Source organism: Rhodococcus sp. ACPA1, assembly GCF_002300195.1.
In the GTDB taxonomy this organism is placed as follows: domain Bacteria; phylum Actinomycetota; class Actinomycetes; order Mycobacteriales; family Mycobacteriaceae; genus Rhodococcus_F; species Rhodococcus_F opacus.
Genome location: NZ_NSDX01000006.1, coordinates 178,339 through 196,050 on the forward strand (window position 1 = coordinate 178,339; position 17,712 = coordinate 196,050).

The window sequence follows — 17,712 nt, forward strand, 5'->3', positions numbered from 1 at the left end:
GGTGAGCCGAAGCGGCCCGGTCGGAGTGTTCTCCGCTCCGGCCGGGCCTCGCCGGGACGTGCAACAGGACGCGGCCGCGCTCTGGCCAATGTCTTCCCGGGCGTTGGAGATTGCATCGGCGACCTGTACGTGGTGTGTACTGGCGCGAGGAAATGGTAGATCGGCCAGCCGGTCGCGTTGCAGCGATGTGATCCACGCCACACATGTTTTTCCCGTGTCGGCCCAACTGGATGAGTGGGGTGGTCAGTGTCGTTACCCTGCCGCGGTGGCGGTGAGAGGTCTCCGATTCACACTGTCTGCCATGTGAAGCCGTCGGGGTCGGTGAAGGGTTCGGCGTCGCTGCTGATGACGATCCGGTGGGCGCCGGTGCCGTCAGGGGAGACGCCGGCGTCCTTCGCGAGGGCACGGCGCCCGTAGAGCGCGAGCTTGACGTTCGGGCCGGTGGCGAACTCGACGTATTTGCGACCGAAGCTTCGTGTGACTTCCAGCCCGTGGTCGAGGTAGAACTGCTTGCTGATCTTGACGTCTTCGACGCCGAGCAGCAGGACGAGGTCCTCGATGTGCCGGGTGGCCGGCCCGGTGTTCTTCTTCGACGATGTCGCGACTTTCCAGAGCGTTCCGTCGGGGCCCTGCACGACGCCGCCGTATCCCCACAAGCTCTTCTTGACCGGTTTGATTGCGGTGCCGCCATTTTCGAGTGCAGCTCCGACGTAGGCGTCGACGATGTTCGGCTGGGACACGACGAGCGAGAGGGTGTAACCGCGGAAGCCGGTGGTCGGTGCGTCAGTGTCGCGGGCACTGATGTGTTCATCTACGCCGAGTGCGGCGTGGAAGGCTTTCACGGTGGTGGGGTCGGGGGTTTCGAGGGTGAGGGATTCGATGTTCATGCGAGTGACGGTAATGCGGCCCATGGGTAGGCGCTTCTCGATTCCTGATCAGTCTGCGCTCCATACTTGCTACATGCGTGAGTGCCCTGAGGGTGCGCGCGTGAATGCGTTTTCCTAGCGCGTGCATATCGAGCTCGAGGGTGGGGGTGGCTCTTGCGGCTGCTCGACGAGCACGGCGCGGAACGGGTGCAGTTCGGGGCGTCGTGATCGAGGTCGGTGGAGATCGACAGCGCGGGGCGACGCGGGCGATCGCCACCCCGATCCTGTGCGGGTGAGCAGGGTGCTGCTGCCGTTGTGTTGTCAGTGGCATCGGCTCATGACCCACGAGGGACGTGATCCTGGCAGGGCCGGCGACGGTAGGGCACAATGACGGTCATACCGCACCGAAGCGGAGGGAGGGACGATGTGGGAGTTGCCAATTGAGGGTGGCATACCGTGGCTGGTCTGGCTTCTGGACTTGGTGATCAACGGCTCCTGACGCCGCTGCAGGCCGACCACATGGTTCGACCTGAAAGGGTGAGATAGGCGGCGCGATTGCCGCGGAGGCCATCTGGGCCTATGAACTGCTGCCGAACGGTCCGGGAGGCGGCTCGACGGGGTAGGCCGCGACATCCATGATCACCGAGCCCTCGCACGGGCCGCTGTCGATGTCGGTACGCCAGGAACCGGTCAGCGTCCCGTCGGATTGCGGTGTGTAGTACGCAACCGAGTGCGCCGGTGCCCACACCTTCGGTACACCCTCGCCTTGGTAGCAGTCCCACTCCCAGTCGTAGGTGTGGACCCAGCTGGTCCCGTCCCAGGTGTACTGCGGCGGTAGCGGCAGTGTCGGGTTGGCTGGCGTTGGCCCATCGGTCACGGTTGCTACGCAGGCGTCGTCCGTGCAACTCGTCTCGAATCTGTACGTATCGGCGAAGTCGGGCTCCCACTGCCGCGCGGCCAAACTCGTACCGTCCTTCGTCGCGGCGAAGCGCTTCACCGAGTACTCACCCGACCAGGACGGCTGCGTCGGTGCCGCCCCCGCGGGTATGGCCCCGACAACTGTCCCGGACGCGATCAACGCGACTACCAGCAGTGACTTGCGCATGACGAGATTGAATCACAGGCTTCGGCGGTGTACGGGGTGTATTGGCCGGCCGACGGGAACGTCTGCTGACACGCTGACACCTTGGACACGCAGAAAGCAACCGGCGCTCGGGCGCGGTGAGCGTGGTCGTGGAGACGGCTTGTTCCGCCCGTTGGGGGTGGGCGAGCATTCTTGTGCGCGCCCCGCCCGTGTCGGCGAGGATGGGTCCGATCCCTGACGTGCGAAGAAGGAGTGACGCGATGACGAAGTACCTGATCTCGTTCCCGAGTGGTGCCATGGACTTTCCCGACGAGGATCTGCAGGCAGCGTCGGATGCGTCGCACGCGGTGGTGGAGGAGGCGAAGGACGCCGGCGTCTGGGTATTCGGCGGTGGAATCGACGAGAGCGTTCCGCCTGTCCTGGTCGATGGGGATGGCACGGTGACGGAGGGCACGTACCCGCAGACGAAGCAGCTCGAAGGCGGCTACGCGATATTGGAGTTGCCCTCCCGCGAGGCGGCACTGGAATGGGCTGCGAAGCTCGCGGTTGCCTGCCGGTGCGCGCAGGAGGTGCGCGCGTTCCATTACGACCCCGCCAGCTGACGGGATTCGACCTCTTGGGCAATCGCCTTCGGCCTCGGCCAGATCCCCTTCTTGCCTCGACGCCATCCACAGGTGGCGAGACCGGCACAGACGCCACGGCGCCGCGACCGGTTCGCTCGCTCGGGGCGCTGGATCCGTTCACGACGACTTCCCGGGGCCAGGTCCATCATTCGCCCGAAGCCGTGTAGCGCTCCTTTTGCTCGTGGCCGAAGTCGATCGGCCGTGGATTCCTGCGGCGGTGAGCGATCTGGTCGTCACGCTCGGGGAGCGTCGCGGCGATCCCGCAGCCACGCCCGATTCGCCTTCGACGGGTATCCCTTGTCCGCGAGCACCCGATCCGGGCGTTCTCGGACGTCGTCGCCTGGATCGAAGTCGACCGCAAGCGCAAGCATGCTGACCCCGAGGCGGAACGCCTCATCGAATTCCTTTGCAGGTGGACGCCATTCGGGGATGCTGCAGAGCAGGAGATCCTTGGGAACTTCGGAATGACGAAGGCCCGGTTCCGGTACATGCTGGGTGCGGTGACGTCGCTGCGCGTGCTGATGACGGGCCGGATGATGCCTGGCGCGGCCACGGACCAACGGCGTCGCTGTTCCGCGCCTCGACTTTCACGACACCTTCGTCACCCCCCCGGGTGGCCGATCCTCCGGATTCTCGCCGTCGCGCGGCACGCAGGACGCGCCGGCCGGGATCTGATTCACGGGCTGCCACTGGTAAGGAGCTCCAGATCGCGCTCATCCGTGCAAATCGCTGCGCGAGTACAAGATCGACCACGTCGCATACCTCGGACCGTCCGCAGCCACAGAAATCGCAACCCTCCTCGGACTCGACACCGAGACCATCTACCAGGCTGTCGGGGAGGCCAAGGTGGTACTGACGATCCCTGGGTAGTCGTCGGCGACAAGCCTAACGTGGAGCTATGGAACTTGGACTGCACATCGCCGACTTCACCTTTCCGGACGGCCCGTCGGGCCTCGCACACGACTTGTCTCGCATTGCCGTCACCGCCGAGGACGTGGGTTTCTCCAAGATCAGCGTCATGGATCATCTCTGGCAGATCGAACCGGTGGGACCGATCGACACCGAGATGCTCGAGGCCTACACCACTCTCGGTTACCTCGCTGCCGTCACGAAGAAGGTGGACTTGCTGGCCTGGGTCACCGCGACTGTCTACCGCGAGCCAGGCCTTCTTGCCAAGGCCGTGACCACGCTCGACGTCCTGTCCGAGGGTCGTGCGTACCTGGGAATCGGCGCCGCCTGGAACGAGGACGAGAGTGTGGGACTCGGGCTCCACTTCCCGCCCACGGCCGAACGCTTCGAACGGTTGGAGGAAACACTGCAGATCTGCCTGCAGATGTGGAGCGAGAACGACGGACCGTTCGAGGGAACGCACTACCAGCTCGGCCGAACGATGAATGTGCCGCAGTCGCTCCGGCGCCCACACCCGCCAATTCTGATCGGCGGCGGGGGCGAGAAGAAGACGCTTCGGCTGGTCGCGCAGTACGCGCAGGCCTGCAACCTGTTCGGTGGACCCGAGGTCGAGCACAAATTGGAGGTGCTGAAGAGCCACTGCGACGCTCTCGGAACCGACTACGACGCCATCGAGAAGACCGTGATGTTCCCACTCGACCCGGGTGCGGGCGGACAGAACGTGGACAGCCTTCTGAGTCAACTCGAGGACTTGTCGAAGCTGGGAGTCACCCACGTTCACGGATGGGTGCCGCAGGTCGCGTCGATCACGCCCCTCGAGATCTTGGGCGAGCGCGTGGTTCCGGTGATCGCGGACTGGTGACGCCTGCGACGCACGGATCGCCGGATCCGGTCGTCCGCGGTAGCGCCGCCGGGCCTCGGTGGAGTGCATGGTGGCGAAGCTTCGGCGAGGCCGATGGTGAACGGAAACTGGACGTCGAGGCGCGCAGCCTGGTCCCGGTGAACGCGACCGATGAGCACTTGACCGCGGAGTGTTCGCATGGTGAACCAAAGTGGTCGAAGTGAATCAAAACAGGGCGCTTGAATATGCTCTGATGATGTCGCACCTAACCTGGACTCGACGCGAGACCGATAGCCTCACGAGGAGCCTATCGACCTCGGAACGAACTGACGCGGGAGAACAACCATGAGCGCCGATAAGCATCCAACCATCATCTATACGCTGACCGACGAGGCGCCGTTACTCGCGACCTACGCCTTCCTGCCGATCGTGCGCACCTTCGCCGGTGCCGCGGGCATCGAGGTCGAGTCCAGCGACATCTCGGTACCGGCGCGGATCCTGGCCGAGTTCCCCGACCGCCTCACCGAAGAGCAGCGCGTCCCGGACAACTTGGCCGAGCTGGGTCGGCTGACACAACTGCCCGAGACCAACATCATCAAGCTGCCGAACATCAGCGCGTCTGTGCCGCAGCTCCTGGCCGCCATCAAGGAACTGCAGGGCAAGGGCTACCAGATTCCGGACTTTCCGGAAGCCCCCAAGACCGACGAGGAACGCGATATCCGGCAGCGCTACGGCAGGATCCTCGGCAGTGCGGTCAACCCGGTCCTGCGTGAGGGCAACTCCGACCGCCGCGCACCCCGGGCGGTGAAGGAGTACGTCCGCAAGCACCCGCACAGCATGGGTGAGTGGTCGATGGCCTCGCGCAGCCACGTCGCGCACATGCGGCACGGCGACTTCTACCACGGCGAGAAGTCGATGACACTGGACCGGCAGCGCACGGTCCGGATGGAGTTGGTGACCGACAGCGGCGAGACGATCGCCCTCAAGGAGGGGCTGACCCTGGGCGAGGGCGACATCATGGACAGCATGTTCATGAGCAAGAAGGCCTTGCTCGACTTCTACGAGGAGCAGATGGAGGATGCGCGCAAGACGGGCGTGATGTTCTCCCTCCACGTCAAGGCGACGATGATGAAGGTCTCGCACCCCATCGTCTTCGGCCACGCGGTGAAGACCTTCTACAAGGACGCCTTCGCCAAGCATCAGACGCTGTTCGACGAACTGGGCGTCAACGTCAACAACGGTCTCGTCGACCTCTACGACAAGATCGAGACGCTGCCCAGCACGCAGCGCGAGGAGATCATTCAGGACCTGCACGACTGCCATGAGCACCGTCCCGAATTGGCCATGGTCGACTCCGCCCGCGGAATCTCGAACTTCCATTCGCCCAGCGACGTCATCGTGGACGCCTCGATGCCCGCGATGATCCGCTCGGGCGGCATGATGTACGGCGCCGACGGGCGACTCAAGGACGCCAAGGCGGTGATGCCGGAATCCACTTTCGCGCGCATCTACCAGGAGATCATCAACTTCTGTAAAACCAACGGCGCGTTCGACCCGACGACCATGGGCACTGTCCCCAACGTCGGGCTCATGGCGCAGAAGGCCGAGGAGTACGGCTCGCACGACAAGACCTTCGAGATTCCGGAGGACGGCGACGCCAACTTCGTGGACGTCGAGACCGGTGAGGTGCTGCTCACCCAGCACGTCGAGGCTGGTGACATCTGGCGCATGTGCACCGTCAAGGACGCGCCGATCCGCGACTGGGTCAAGCTCGCGGTCACCCGGGCACGCAACTCCGGCATGCCGGTGCTGTTCTGGCTCGACCCGTACCGCCCGCACGAGAACGAGCTGATCAAGAAGGTCGAGCTGTACCTGCAGGATCATGACACCGAGGGCCTCGACATCCAGATCATGTCGCAGGTGCGCTCGATGCGCTACACGCTGGAGCGGCTGATCCGCGGCATGGACACCATCGCCGCGACCGGCAACATCCTGCGCGACTACCTCACCGACCTGTTCCCGATCCTGGAACTCGGCACCAGCGCCAAGATGCTGTCGATCGTGCCGCTGATGGCCGGCGGTGGCATGTACGAGACGGGCGCCGGTGGGTCGGCGCCCAAGCACGTCAAGCAGCTGGTGGAGGAGAATCACCTGCGATGGGATTCGCTCGGTGAGTTCCTGGCGTTGGCCGTCAGCCTGGAAGATCTCGGCATCAAGACCGGCAACGAGCACGCCAAGATCCTGGCCACGACGCTCGACGCGGCGACCGGCAAGCTGCTGGACGAGAACAAGAACCCGTCGCGCAAGACCGGCGAGCTCGACAACCGGGGCAGCCAGTTCTACCTCGCGTTGTACTGGGCACAGGAACTCGCCGCGCAGACCGAGGACAAGGAACTGGCGGAACGTTTCGCCACGCTTGCCGAGGCGTTGACCGAAAACGAGGAGACCATCGTGCGGGAGCTCATCGAGGTGCAGGGCTCGTCGGTTGACATCGGCGGCTACTACCAGCCGGACAGCGAGAAGGCCGACGCCGTGATGAGGCCGAGCAAGACTTTGAACACCACGCTGGCGGCCGCGCAACAGTGAGCCCGAACCACTGAACCGCCGTTCGTGAACTGTGCACGGGTCGAACACTGGTGCGGGGCAGGGCCCTGGCCCTTGTGGGTCAGGGCCGCCCCTCCAGCGACCCTGTGACCGCCAGGTCGTCGAGCAGCCCCAAAAATGCCCGGGCACAGGGGAGGTCGGCAGTGGCCCCCGCCACGGTGGGCCAGTCGACCTGCTCGCGCAAAGCGCGGGCGACGGGCAGCATCGGCACGAAGTCACACCGATGGGAACCGAGGCGACGGAGTTTGTCGATCATCAGATCGGTTCCGCTGAGGACCGGTGCCCAGATCTGCCCGATCCGCATCCTCTCGGCCCGCTCGAGGAGTCCCTCCCCGGTCCCGGTGGTACCGGCCGGATGCAGCAGGGTGACCCGGAGATCACCGCCGACGACCTGCCGTGACCCGAGGCGGGAGGAAGCGATGGACCGCATCCCACCCGCAGCCAACGCGGTCCGTGCCTCGGTCAGGTGTTCGTCCGAGGCGATGATGGTCACCTGGTGCTCGGCCGGCGGTCCGCCACGGGCGTGGACGGCGCAGTCCCCGCCGACCGCGAACGGCACGTCAGCGGCCGAGAGGATGTTCACCGCCCGACCCAGCGTCCGCATCAGCTGGGCTTCGCGGGCCGCGACTATCCCAACGGCGGGGTAATCCTCGGTCCGCGGGGCACAGCGGCGCGGCAGGTGCTCGGTGGTCATGACCGGTGGGTACCCGGCGTGTGCGGACCTCAACCGTGCGAGGCGTGGGCGCGGGGTGTATTCGTCGTCGCTGAGCCGGATGGGGATACGGTGGGTGGGCCCTGGGGTGGGTTGCTGGGCAAGTGGAGGCGGAGTCGTGGTGGTGTGTGCGGGCGGCGTCGGCGGCGAGGACGAGCACCCGGCGGGCTTGGTCGGAGAATTTCTCGAACGTCGTTGATCACTCCTTCGCGGACTGCCTGTGGTGTGCCCGACCGCGCCCGGTTCGGGTGCGGTCGGGTGTGTTGTGTTGTGTTGTGCTGGTGGGGATTAGCTGCCGAAGATGGTGCCGAGGTCGTCGAGGTTGGCGTTGTCGGCGGCGGGAGGTGTGGGGTCGACGCTGGGCACGATGACGACCGTGGAGACTTGCTGCACGGTGAACTTCGTGCCGGCCATTGAGCCAGGTAATCCTCGATGCCGGGGTAGTCGGAGACCCACATGGCCGGGTCGGTATCGGTGCGCGAGCACGAGGCCGGTGCGACGTAGGAGCCGTCGGGAACGTCGCTCACCGACTGGGTCGTGGTGCCCGGTTGTATCTCGCCTGTCTCGTACAGTGATTGACCGGCGCTGAGGACGTCGCGGACGGGTGGCAGCACCCCGTCGGGGCCAGAAACCGACCGATTGGCATTGTTTCGGCGAGTTTCGTTGAACCGGCGAACTTCGATGTAGTCGACGGTCACTGCCCGGTTGCGCTGACGCCGTCAATGTCTCATTGGCTCTGCGCAATTCGGAGTTGCCGATGGCGGCGGAATCGGGACGGCCCGCGGGAGGCAGGAATCGGCCACACGGCGCGGGTTTTCCTGGAGACTGATGAGTTATGACTGATCAGCTGCATGCCGACCTCACAGAACGTCTGGGCCGGGCTGTCGCCCGTGCCGCCATGGATGGTGATCCCCTGTTCGGTACCGTCGAGATCACCATCGCCGAGCTCGCTGAGCTGCTCGAACGCCGAACCCCTCCCGGCGAGTGACCGGGGGATGTCACGTCAGGGTTGTCGCCGGTTCGTCGCGCATACACTAGGGCGATGACCGATTCGTCAGCGCCGGTGGCTCCGTTCGGGCGCGTTCTCACAGCGATGGCTACGGCGTTCACCGTGGATGGCGAGATCGACGAGGAGGCGACTGCTCGGATCGCTCTACATCTGGTCGATCATGGGCACGACGGCCTTGTCGTCTCGGGGACGACCGGTGAGGCAGCCACGACTACCACCGCCGAGGATGGTCGGATCTTGCGAGTGGTCAAGGACGCGGTGGGCGATCGCGCGAAGATCATTGCCGGGGTGGGAACGAACGACACACGGCACACGCTGGAATTGGCGAGGCAGGCTGTCATGCACGGTGCCGACGGGCTGCTGCTGGTGACGCCGTACTACAACAAGCCGAGCCAGGGCGGTGTACTGCAGCACTTTCGATACGTAGTGGAGGCAGTCGATGCTCCTGTCATGGTCTACGACATTCCCGGCCGGGCCGGTACCAAGCTGGCACCGTCGACATTCGAGACGATGGCGGAGTGGCCGTCCGTGGTGGCGGTGAAGGATGCCGCTGGAGACCCCACTCAGGCGATCATGTTGCGCGAATTGGGCTATGCGGTCTACTCGGGAGACGACAGCCTCACTCTGGGTTTCCTGGCGTATGGGGCGTGCGGGGTTGTCTCTGTGCTCGGTCACGTGGCAGGTGACGAGATCCGCACGATGATTGACGCCTTCTTCTCGGGAAATGTCGAAACTGCACGGGAGATCAATGCACGCCTGCAGCCGGCGTTGCGTGCGGTCATGGGTGTTCCCAATTACGGCGCGACGACAGTCAAGGGGGCACTGCAGTTGCTCGGTGTGCTGCAGAACAGAACCGTGCGCTCCCCGCTACTTGCCCTCGACGACGGCGAGTACGAGGCGTTACGGAAAGGGCTGCTCGCTTCGGGGTTGCTGCACTGATCGAGCTGAGCATGCACTCAGGCCTGTCGACGCCGACGTTCCGGCCACACATGCTGCTACGTGGCGGCACCGCACGGGTCGACGTGGTTGTCAGGTGTCGGAGGCGGCACCGGTGGTGATTGGTTGTCTGAGGATGGTGCGGTGCTTTTCGGGCGTGATCTTGCGGAAGTCGTTGAGGTAGATCTCGTGGTGCTTGCCGGACAAACGAAGTCCGTTGCTGGGGATGAAATCTTCGTGCAGTTGTGCGAGCACAGCTGCTTCGTCGTCGAAGGAGCCGGCGTGCAGTGTCTGCACGCACCGCCCTTCGCTCAGCGCCTCGAGTCGGACGTCGTCCAGACGTGCCGGGCGGTTCTTGGCACCGGCCTTGTCGACCGCGGTGGTGAACATGGCCTCGTCGACCCAGTTCGGGGTCATGATCATCGTCGTCCAGTCCCATCGCGACTTGTCCCGCACCGCGGTGAAGGAGTCCATGTCCTCGGCCCACCACAAGCCCTCCAGCGGAGGAACGACGTAGTCGCGGCCGAGCTCACGCTTGCTGGCGAACTTCAGTTTGTACGCGAGGGGGTAGAGCGCTTCGACGGCGTCGCTGAATGCCGGTGAGGTGTTGGGGTCGCCGTGACCGTCGATCATGAGGTATTGCATGTCGGGCACATCGACGATCCGGAACTCGCCTCGTGGGGCCTGGTAGGCGGCGAGGGTTTTCTTGAAGTCGGTCTTGTCCGTCATCGGGCACCTGGACTCGCGTAGCGAGCCACCACCTTTCTGCCTCCACGAGGCTCGATGAGTAGATAAATATGAGAACACCCCACCCGCCGATTGGGGGTGCGGTTCCGTCTCGGCCGCCGCGAGGTGGAGTCCGCGGCGGCCGAGGATCCGCGAGCACCTTCGGCGTACGGGCCGGAGAAGGACCTCGAGGTCAGTCAGTGAGGGTGGGCGGGGCGCACTTCGAGCCACTCATGGATCGGTTGCCCTCCCGCCCCGGGAGCGGCGGAGAGCTCTCCTGCCAGCTCGATGGCCCGTTCGTAGCTGTCGACCTCGATCATCATCCAGCCGGCGATGAGGTCCTTGGTCTCGGCAAAGGGGCCGTCGGTGACCGGTGGTCGACCCTCGCCGTCGTAGCGGACGAACACCCCGTCGGGGGCGAGCGCTTGACCGTCGACGAACTCGCCGGTGCCTTCGAGTCGGTCTGCGAAGTCTTGCATGTACTGGATGTGGGCCGAGATCTCCTCCGGCGTCCACTGGTCCATCGGCACGTCGTTGACCGCAGAAGGGGCGCCGCGGTAGTGCTCGAGCAGAAGATACTTGGCCATTGTGGTTCTCCTCGGTGGTGGTGCGGCCCATTGTGGTCGCGTTCATTGTGGAGACGGAGCCAGTCAGGAGTTCTCGACACGCCGCCCGAAGAATTTTCTGGGTCTCGTCCGAACCGGGTGCGGGGGCTGGTAGTTACGGTGTCCGGGCGCGTCGTGCACAGCGCTCGCGACGCAGCACCTCACAGTGTCGGCCGGTCCAGCGGCCGTGGCAGTGGCGCGAGTGCGCCGGCGTCCCGTAGCCGGCCGTATGCGCAAACAACCGTGTCGATGTCGCCCGGCGCTGCAATGTGCAGAAGCCGGCCGCCGCCCAGCGTGTCCTGACGGACCGCCTCCGGGCCGTCGGGTACCAGGACTGCGCGGGCGGCGGACAGATAGCCGAACCGGCCGACGACCGGATCGCCGACGGTGAACCCGGCGTCGTCTTCGAGGGCATCGAGAATGTCGTCGTCGCTCACGTCACCGAAGTCCGGTTCCCACACCGACGCAAGCATCGCGAGCAGTTCGGATTCGGGGACGACGGCGCCGTCGGGCGCGTCGACCGTCATCACCAGTGACTGCATAAGAAACTGCGGGGCACCACCCGCCACGCCGGAGAGTTCCACTGCCCACCCGTCTGCACCGGTGTGCATCAGTCGCAATCCGGTCCCCGTCAGATCCGACCACGCTTCAGCGGCCTGCGCGTCCAGGAGAACCGCCGTCAGGTCGTCCGGCGCACAGGCAGTGTCCGGTCCCGACGCGTGAACCTGCCGCCACTCGCCTCGCACCGGTGGCGCAGCCGCCGGCAGCAGTTCCGTGACGTGCTCCACCGTCTGTCGCCACCGTCCTGCCAGCGTTTCGGCCGGCTCTGGCCGCGGCCCCCAGAAGACCCGTACGACGCGTCGCATTCGAATACGTCCTCCGTCGCGATCCCTACGGTCGTCCGTGCGTCCCGGGCGGGAGCAGCGTCCGCAACGAACCGTGGTGGACGTGATTCTGTCATCAGATGCGTCCTGCCAACTGGAAAGGAAGCATCGATTCCGGGATGCGACGGGTGGTGACCATTTCGGCGATCCCCTCAGCTGTGGCAGGTGCCAGGGTGACCCCCAACATGCCGTGGCCGGCGGCAATGTAGAGGCCGCGGTGACCGGGAACCGGGCCGATGAACGGCAGGCTGTCCGGTGTGGCCGGTCGTAATCCGGCCCTGCCGGCGCGAATGCCGACATCTGCGTCCGGAGTCCATCCTGCCAAGTACGGGTGTACCTGGTCCACGAGGCGGCGGATCCGCCGCTCGGGGACGCGTTCGTCGCGGGCAGGTAGTTCGAATGCACCGGCGATGCGTATCGCGTCGTGATAAGGGCTCAGTCCCAGCTTGGGTTCCATCAGGTACAGCGCATGGCGTGGGGAGGCGCCGGCTCCCCGGACGTCGATCGAGTACCCCTTGGCTCCGATGATCGGCAACTGGATGCCCAGGGGAGTGAGAAGCGCGTGTGTTGCGGCACCGAGCGCTATGACCACGTGATCGACGTCGAAGGAGTGGTCCGGCGTTCGTATCGACCACCTCGCGCCTACGGGAGTGACGGCATCCACGGCTGTGTGCTGGAGGACGGTGACGCCCATTTCGGTAACTCTCTCGAGCAGACCTCGGAGCAGGGATTCCGGGTTGACGTGTCGGTCGATCGAGGTGTGGGCGGCAACCCGCACCCCGGGGCCGACGGCAGTGTCCCGTTGACGTGCTTCGTCACCGGACAGGTATTCGATGCTGCCCGGGAAGCCCATCGGGAGCAGATGGTCGAACAGCTGGGTGAACCATTCCAGGCCGTCGGAGGATTGTGCCAGTGCGAGCAACCCGGCCGAGTGCATCTCGAAATCGACACCGTCATCGCGCAACTCGTCGAACAACTCGAGAGTGTGGCTATTGAGCTGTAACAGAGCCCGGACTCCGATCTCGTACGCCGAGGGCCGGGAGGCGCGGGCGAACTTCCACAGCCAACGGATCCAGTCGGTGTCCAGACGCGGCCGGATGGACAAGGCGCCATTCGGGTCGAAGGCGTGTTTGAGCCCAAGTCCGACGACACCGGGTGAGGCGAGGGGCGTCGACAGGGACGGAGTGATCCAACCGGCATTGACGCCGGAAGCCGACTGGCCGATCGACCCGCGTTCGATGACCGTGACGTCCTCACCGCGACGGCGAAGGCTCCACGCTGCATTCATCCCGACGACCCCGCCGCCGATCACTGCGACAGTCACATCGTTCTCCCTTCGTGTTGATTCGGTGAAAGAAACTCAGGTATTGGCTAATTCGGAAAGGGGCGTCGCCGCGTCGTCTCGGGGTCGGCTGAGCAGGTCGACGACCGACTCGAGTTGTGTCCCGAAGTCGACAGGCGCGCTTCCGACGGGGAATCGCTGAAGGATCTGCCGGCTGAGTGCCGCGAGCCGTGGTGGCACCGCCTGTCCCGTGCGGGCGAGCGCGTGGCTGGACACGACGCCGAGCACCGCGAGATTGTTGTCGAGTGCTGCACCGGCATCGTGAGCTTTTCGCCACGCAAGCAGGTCGGGTGTCCCCGTGTCTGTCTGACCTGCTCCGCCCAGACCGATCAGCGACGTCGTGGCGGCGGCGCGCGCCTCCTCGGCCCATCCTGCTGACGTCATATACAGCAGGCTGACCTGGGATTCGGGTTCGGTAGCCACAAGCCCTCGGGGATCTTCGACGATTCGATTGACCTGGGCCGTAACCAATTGGCACACATCGGCCCACGTGCGAGCGAGGGAATCGAGACTCGGAGCGACGAGCGGGTTGTGGTAGCCGCCGTTCGACAGGATCGCACCGAGGGGCGGATGGATTGCCGGGCCGACGAAGATGGGGTTGTTCGATGACGCCGAGAGCGCGATCTCGGCGCATTCTTCGGCGGCTGCCTGTGCCCGCCGTGCCCACCCGATGACGCGGGGCCCACTGCGGAAGGACACCGGCGCTTGATAGGGGAGTTCGGACGAGTGGTCGTCGGTCTCGATGAGTCGGCGGATGTTGTGTATGGCTTCGGCCTGGTGTTCGTCGCGCCAGGCAGCCTCGAGTTCGGGGGCGTAGTGAGCCGCCGGGGCATGGATCGCCACCGCGCCCAGCGCCATCATCTGTTCCATGACGGTAATGCGATGCCGTCCGGCCAGTGCTGCGTCGCCCAAGGCCGCCGCAGCCACTGGGGAACCATTGATGAGTGCCATCCCCTCGCCGATCTCGAGGGTCCCGTCGAAATGGGTCCGGAGCAGGTGTCCCAGGGGAATGATGTCGCCTGGTTCGCCGTTTCCGCGGGCTGGAACCGGTGGGAGGTCGGTTTCGAGCAGGTCCAGTAGCCGGTGCACTGTTTCCACCCGCAGGCACGCGGTCCCGTTCAGCACGTCGGCGAGCCGTGCAAGGAGGACGGCACGGAGGAGGCGTTCGGGCAGCCGCGGGCCGACGGTGGCGGGTGTCGACGGCAGTCGGGTGGCGAACTCCGCGCGGCCATCCTCGCCGAGAACGGATTTCGCGCCGACATGATGTCTGGTGGTGATTCCGTAGAGATGTCGATCCGCGTTCTGTTCGACGAAATCGACGAACTCGTGTCGACGGGACCGGATGACACTCAGTGCGCGATCGCTGATGCGGCACGGCTCGCCCATCCAAGCCACCCGAGCGATGTTGTCGAGGGTCAGGTCGTCGCTACTGTCGATGACAACAGTCATGAAGGTTCCTCCGAGTGAGAGTTGGGCTGGTTGATGGCGACGGTCTGGTCGGCTGACCGACCACGTCTGTCGGGTTACGGCTGAGACACGAACGACGAGTTGCTGTCAGGGCTGCCGCTGGCGGATTTTTGTGGCATTTCCTCGGTGTCGGCTGCGGCCTGCGCGAGGGTCAGGCCCGCGGTTTCCGGTGCCCAGGCGATGCTGATGAGAAAACCGGCACCCGCCACCACACCGGTGAGCAGGGTGACCCCGTGTGCTCCGAACTTGTCGATTCCTACCGGAAGCAGAATGGTCCCGATCGCTGCCCCGATTCGGCTGAAGGACACGCAGAGTCCGGTCGCCGATGCGCGGATGCTGGTCGGGAACAGTTCGCTGGGATAGACGGTGTCGAGTGCGGCCATCGCTGACGAGATGAGTGCGAACAGCGCGAAGAGAGCGATGACATAGCCCGCGGGGGCACTCTGCCAGAGGCCGATTGCCAGTGTCGATGCGGTCAGGAGTGCGAAGGAGATCAGGGTGTAGGGGCGTCGACCGATCTTGCCGATCGTGACGATGCCGACGACGCCGCCGATCAGAAGGAAGAGGTTGACGCTGGTGGTCTGCCAGAAGCCGGATTCGATGTCGAGTGATTCGAGGATTGTGGGGAGGAAGGTGAAGACGGCGAAATAGGGAACGACCTGGCAGAACCAGAACAGGCACGCGAATGCCAGACGCTTGCGGTGCTGTGCGGCGAACACGTCGCGCAGTGAACCAGACGATTCCGCTTTCTCCTCCTCGGCGAGGTCGGCGAGGGTTGCGGTCGGGGAGACATGCTTCCGCAGAATCGCGAGGCCTTCCTCTGCCCGTCCGTTCTGAGCGAGCCAGCGCGGTGACTCGGGTGTATTCCGGCGCAGGATGAGCAGAATGAGCGCGGGGACTGCGCTGGTTGCCAGGATCCAGCGCCAGGCGTCGTCACCCCCGACTTCGGCCACCGCTGTTCCGACGACAATCGCGAGGACGTACCCGACTGTCCACATCGCCGGACCCACCGCGAGCAGGGTGGCCCGGTATTTCCGTGGCGAGAACTCGGCCACGAGGGTCGTGGCGATCGTGTAGTCGGCTCCGACCGCAATTCCCAGCAGAACCCGGAGAACGAGCAACATGACGGCGTCAGTGACCGCGATCTGAGCGAGGGAGAGGACGACGAACAGTGCGAGGTCGATGACGAACATGCGCCGGCGGCCGATCCTGTCGGTGACCCAGCCGAAGAACAGGCTTCCGAGGAACACACCGATCAGTGCGGAGGCACCGATCAAGCCGCTCATCAAGGAACCGATTGGATGAGACTGTGCGAAGAGGGGGAGTGCGGGAACAATGGCGCCGAGAATGTACCCGTCGCAGAGGTGTCCGCCATTTCCGTAGAGCGTCGTTTTCAGATGAAACCGCGAGAGTTTCGCGTCATCGAGAGCGTGTGTGGCCACGGGGGCTCCTTCAGGAAAGAGGCTGTGAATTCATCAGTCGCGACACTCGAGCTCGCCGATTACGGCCCGTGCGCCCGCCGGAATCCCCGTTCGAGTGTTCGAGGGAACCGGCACGCTGACGTAGCCGGCGAGGGTCTGTCGGTGCGTCCATCTGCACCGGTGCGACGTTCTCGACTGTGATTCCGAACACTACGGACGACGTGCGGGATCGTCTTCCGTCTGCGTTCGAGTAAAAGCGAGGTCTGTTCCTGACATTGTCGAAAGCTCCAGGTCAACCGTCGAAACTGGAGGTTTGAACACGCATCAGATGTTGCGGATCAGCATCGCCAATCTGAGGGCGAGCTGGAGTCCGGCTCTGCGTTCGCCCTGTGCCCAGTCCTCTCCGAGGAGCTGTTGCGCACGGTCGAGCCTGTAGTAGAGGGTGGTGCGGTGCACGGCCAGTTGGGCGGCAGCGCGGCGTGTATCACCGCCGCAATCGAAGTAGGCGTCCAAACTCTCGCGAATCAGTGTGTTGTCCGCGTCGAACAGACGAGATGCGCCGGGGAACAGAATCTCCAGAGTTTCCATCGTCCACGGCAGTCCGTAGAACACGAGGTCGGCTCCGAGCTCGTTCCAGTTCAACTGCTCGATGTTCCGCGCGTGTGCAACGGTTGCCGCATAACCGGATTGCATTCCGGATCGTCGCAGCTCGTCGAGACTGGATGCGGCTCCTCCGGTGCCGGTTCCGTGCAGCGTCCATCCGCGTCGCCGGGCTGCCTGTGCCAGAGCGTGGCGGAACGGGCGGAGGCGGTCAGCGTGTACCTCGGCACTGACAATCAGGTGGATTGTGTCTTCGCCATGCCCCAGGAGGGAACGGCCCACCGGCCGGGCGTACGCCACTTCCTGGGCGGCGCTCCGCATCGCCCGGGCGTCGAGCGGCTCGCCGCCGGCATCGATCGGTGCCAACTTCATGGTGAGCACACTCGCGTGCTCGGTAAATCGAAGGAGTGGTTCGTCGCCGAGAAGCTCGGCCGGGGGTGTGCCCTCGTGCGGTGGAGCGAGCAGTGCGCTCACGAGCTGAGTCTCGCGATCCAGCACGGTGGCCGTCGACTGTGACTGCTGGTGCAGCAGTTCGGCGATCGCGGAGGCGGTGCCGGCCGCTGCTGCGATGTCGGAATCGGTGAGAGGCGGGCTGTCGATCAGCCACAGATATCCCTGGAGTTCCCCGTGGGCCCGCATCGGAATGCACACCCGAGGCAACGTCTGCAACGCCGGATTCGGGGGAAACCGAACGGGCCCGGTTGCGTGCGCGATATCGAGCGAAAATGCGTACTCGAACACCTCCGGGGACGAATGTCGCTGGAGGATTGACCGGACACGGACATCGTCGAGATCACCATGCTGCTCGGTCAACGCGAGCGGCCTGAGACCACAGTCGTCGATTTCGATCGAGCGGTTCAACTGATCCGCGAGACTGTCCGCGTACTGCTGGACATCGTTCATCCGTAAACCTGCCGGTCGTCATCCCGAGATGCGGGGCCCCGACGTCTCCGTAATGCGTGACAAGTGGTCGGCCGGTTGTTCTGTGGCTGCTTGTGCTGCAACGTTTTCGAGTGCTACGCGCGGCGGGGGATCGGACGGACACGTCGTGCGGTGTTCATCCGATCCCCTCGTCGGGGGGCG

16 protein-coding genes and 1 pseudogene are annotated in these 17,712 nt (G+C 64.9%); 6 read left to right on the top strand and 11 right to left on the bottom strand.

Translation table 11 applies throughout. The annotated features are described in order from the left end of the window. Window positions 1-287: 287 nt before the first annotated feature. Window positions 288-887: a glyoxalase gene (locus CJ177_RS30220; protein WP_037179746.1), complete on the bottom strand. Its 600-nt coding sequence runs from the start codon at window positions 885-887 to the stop codon at window positions 288-290. Window positions 888-1,443: 556 nt separating this feature from the next. After that, entirely contained in the window at window positions 1,444-1,971 is a 528-nt protein-coding gene (locus CJ177_RS30225; RefSeq protein WP_095869305.1) for a hypothetical protein, read from the bottom strand. 239 nt (window positions 1,972-2,210) lie between these two features. On the opposite strand from CJ177_RS30225, the gene CJ177_RS30230 reads away from it, so the two are divergent. The 4 genes and pseudogenes from CJ177_RS30230 (at window position 2,211) to CJ177_RS30245 (ending at window position 6,909) form a co-directional block, all read left to right on the top strand. Then, window positions 2,211-2,552: a YciI family protein gene (locus CJ177_RS30230; RefSeq protein WP_005242830.1), complete on the top strand. Its 342-nt coding sequence runs from the start codon at window positions 2,211-2,213 to the stop codon at window positions 2,550-2,552. Window positions 2,553-3,131: 579 nt separating this feature from the next. Then, window positions 3,132-3,416 (top strand): annotated as a pseudogene (locus tag CJ177_RS48455) (MmgE/PrpD family protein); the annotation flags it as partial. A 55-nt stretch (window positions 3,417-3,471) separates the two neighbouring features. Then, window positions 3,472-4,344 (top strand): LLM class F420-dependent oxidoreductase, encoded by an 873-nt coding sequence (locus CJ177_RS30240; protein ID WP_005242824.1) that lies wholly within the window; start codon window positions 3,472-3,474, stop codon window positions 4,342-4,344. 324 nt (window positions 4,345-4,668) lie between these two features. Continuing rightward, window positions 4,669-6,909, top strand: coding sequence for an NADP-dependent isocitrate dehydrogenase (locus tag CJ177_RS30245; RefSeq protein WP_095869306.1), 2,241 nt, complete (start codon window positions 4,669-4,671; stop codon window positions 6,907-6,909). A 79-nt stretch (window positions 6,910-6,988) separates the two neighbouring features. Here the strand turns inward: CJ177_RS30245 and CJ177_RS30250 are convergent, their stop codons facing one another. After that, on the bottom strand, window positions 6,989-7,621 hold the full coding sequence (locus tag CJ177_RS30250; RefSeq protein WP_095869307.1) for a hypothetical protein: 633 nt from the start codon (window positions 7,619-7,621) through the stop codon (window positions 6,989-6,991). Window positions 7,622-7,927: 306 nt separating this feature from the next. Continuing rightward, a complete protein-coding gene (locus tag CJ177_RS49445) occupies window positions 7,928-8,053 on the bottom strand; it encodes a hypothetical protein (protein ID WP_373560059.1) in 126 nt (41 codons plus the stop codon). 421 nt (window positions 8,054-8,474) lie between these two features. Between CJ177_RS49445 and CJ177_RS47505 the strand changes: the two genes are divergently transcribed. Next, the gene (locus tag CJ177_RS47505; RefSeq protein WP_179443306.1) at window positions 8,475-8,627 is read left to right on the top strand and encodes a hypothetical protein; all 153 of its coding nucleotides are present in this window, start codon (window positions 8,475-8,477) and stop codon (window positions 8,625-8,627) included. A gap of 54 nt (window positions 8,628-8,681) precedes the next feature. After that, window positions 8,682-9,587 carry a 4-hydroxy-tetrahydrodipicolinate synthase gene (gene dapA, locus CJ177_RS30260; protein ID WP_005242818.1) on the top strand — a complete coding sequence of 302 codons (906 nt, stop codon included), beginning with the start codon at window positions 8,682-8,684 and terminating at the stop codon, window positions 9,585-9,587. A 90-nt stretch (window positions 9,588-9,677) separates the two neighbouring features. Here the strand turns inward: dapA and CJ177_RS30265 are convergent, their stop codons facing one another. From CJ177_RS30265 to CJ177_RS30300, 7 genes are all read right to left on the bottom strand, one after another. Continuing rightward, complete coding sequence (locus CJ177_RS30265) at window positions 9,678-10,313, bottom strand: GyrI-like domain-containing protein (RefSeq protein ID WP_095869308.1); 636 nt, start codon at window positions 10,311-10,313, stop codon at window positions 9,678-9,680. 194 nt (window positions 10,314-10,507) lie between these two features. Next, window positions 10,508-10,897 carry a YciI family protein gene (locus CJ177_RS30275; RefSeq protein WP_095869309.1) on the bottom strand — a complete coding sequence of 130 codons (390 nt, stop codon included), beginning with the start codon at window positions 10,895-10,897 and terminating at the stop codon, window positions 10,508-10,510. Between the two features lie 179 nt (window positions 10,898-11,076). Then, window positions 11,077-11,781 carry a hypothetical protein gene (locus CJ177_RS30280; RefSeq protein ID WP_095869310.1) on the bottom strand — a complete coding sequence of 235 codons (705 nt, stop codon included), beginning with the start codon at window positions 11,779-11,781 and terminating at the stop codon, window positions 11,077-11,079. A 94-nt stretch (window positions 11,782-11,875) separates the two neighbouring features. Beyond that, complete coding sequence (locus CJ177_RS30285; RefSeq protein ID WP_095869311.1) at window positions 11,876-13,123, bottom strand: FAD-binding oxidoreductase; 1,248 nt, start codon at window positions 13,121-13,123, stop codon at window positions 11,876-11,878. Window positions 13,124-13,159: 36 nt separating this feature from the next. Then, window positions 13,160-14,590, bottom strand: coding sequence for an aromatic amino acid lyase (locus tag CJ177_RS30290; RefSeq protein ID WP_061040958.1), 1,431 nt, complete (start codon window positions 14,588-14,590; stop codon window positions 13,160-13,162). Window positions 14,591-14,664: 74 nt separating this feature from the next. Continuing rightward, entirely contained in the window at window positions 14,665-16,050 is a 1,386-nt protein-coding gene (locus CJ177_RS30295) for an MFS transporter (RefSeq protein ID WP_025432795.1), read from the bottom strand. Window positions 16,051-16,353: 303 nt separating this feature from the next. Then, window positions 16,354-17,532: a CdaR family transcriptional regulator gene (locus CJ177_RS30300; RefSeq protein WP_095869312.1), complete on the bottom strand. Its 1,179-nt coding sequence runs from the start codon at window positions 17,530-17,532 to the stop codon at window positions 16,354-16,356. Window positions 17,533-17,712: the final 180 nt, after the last annotated feature.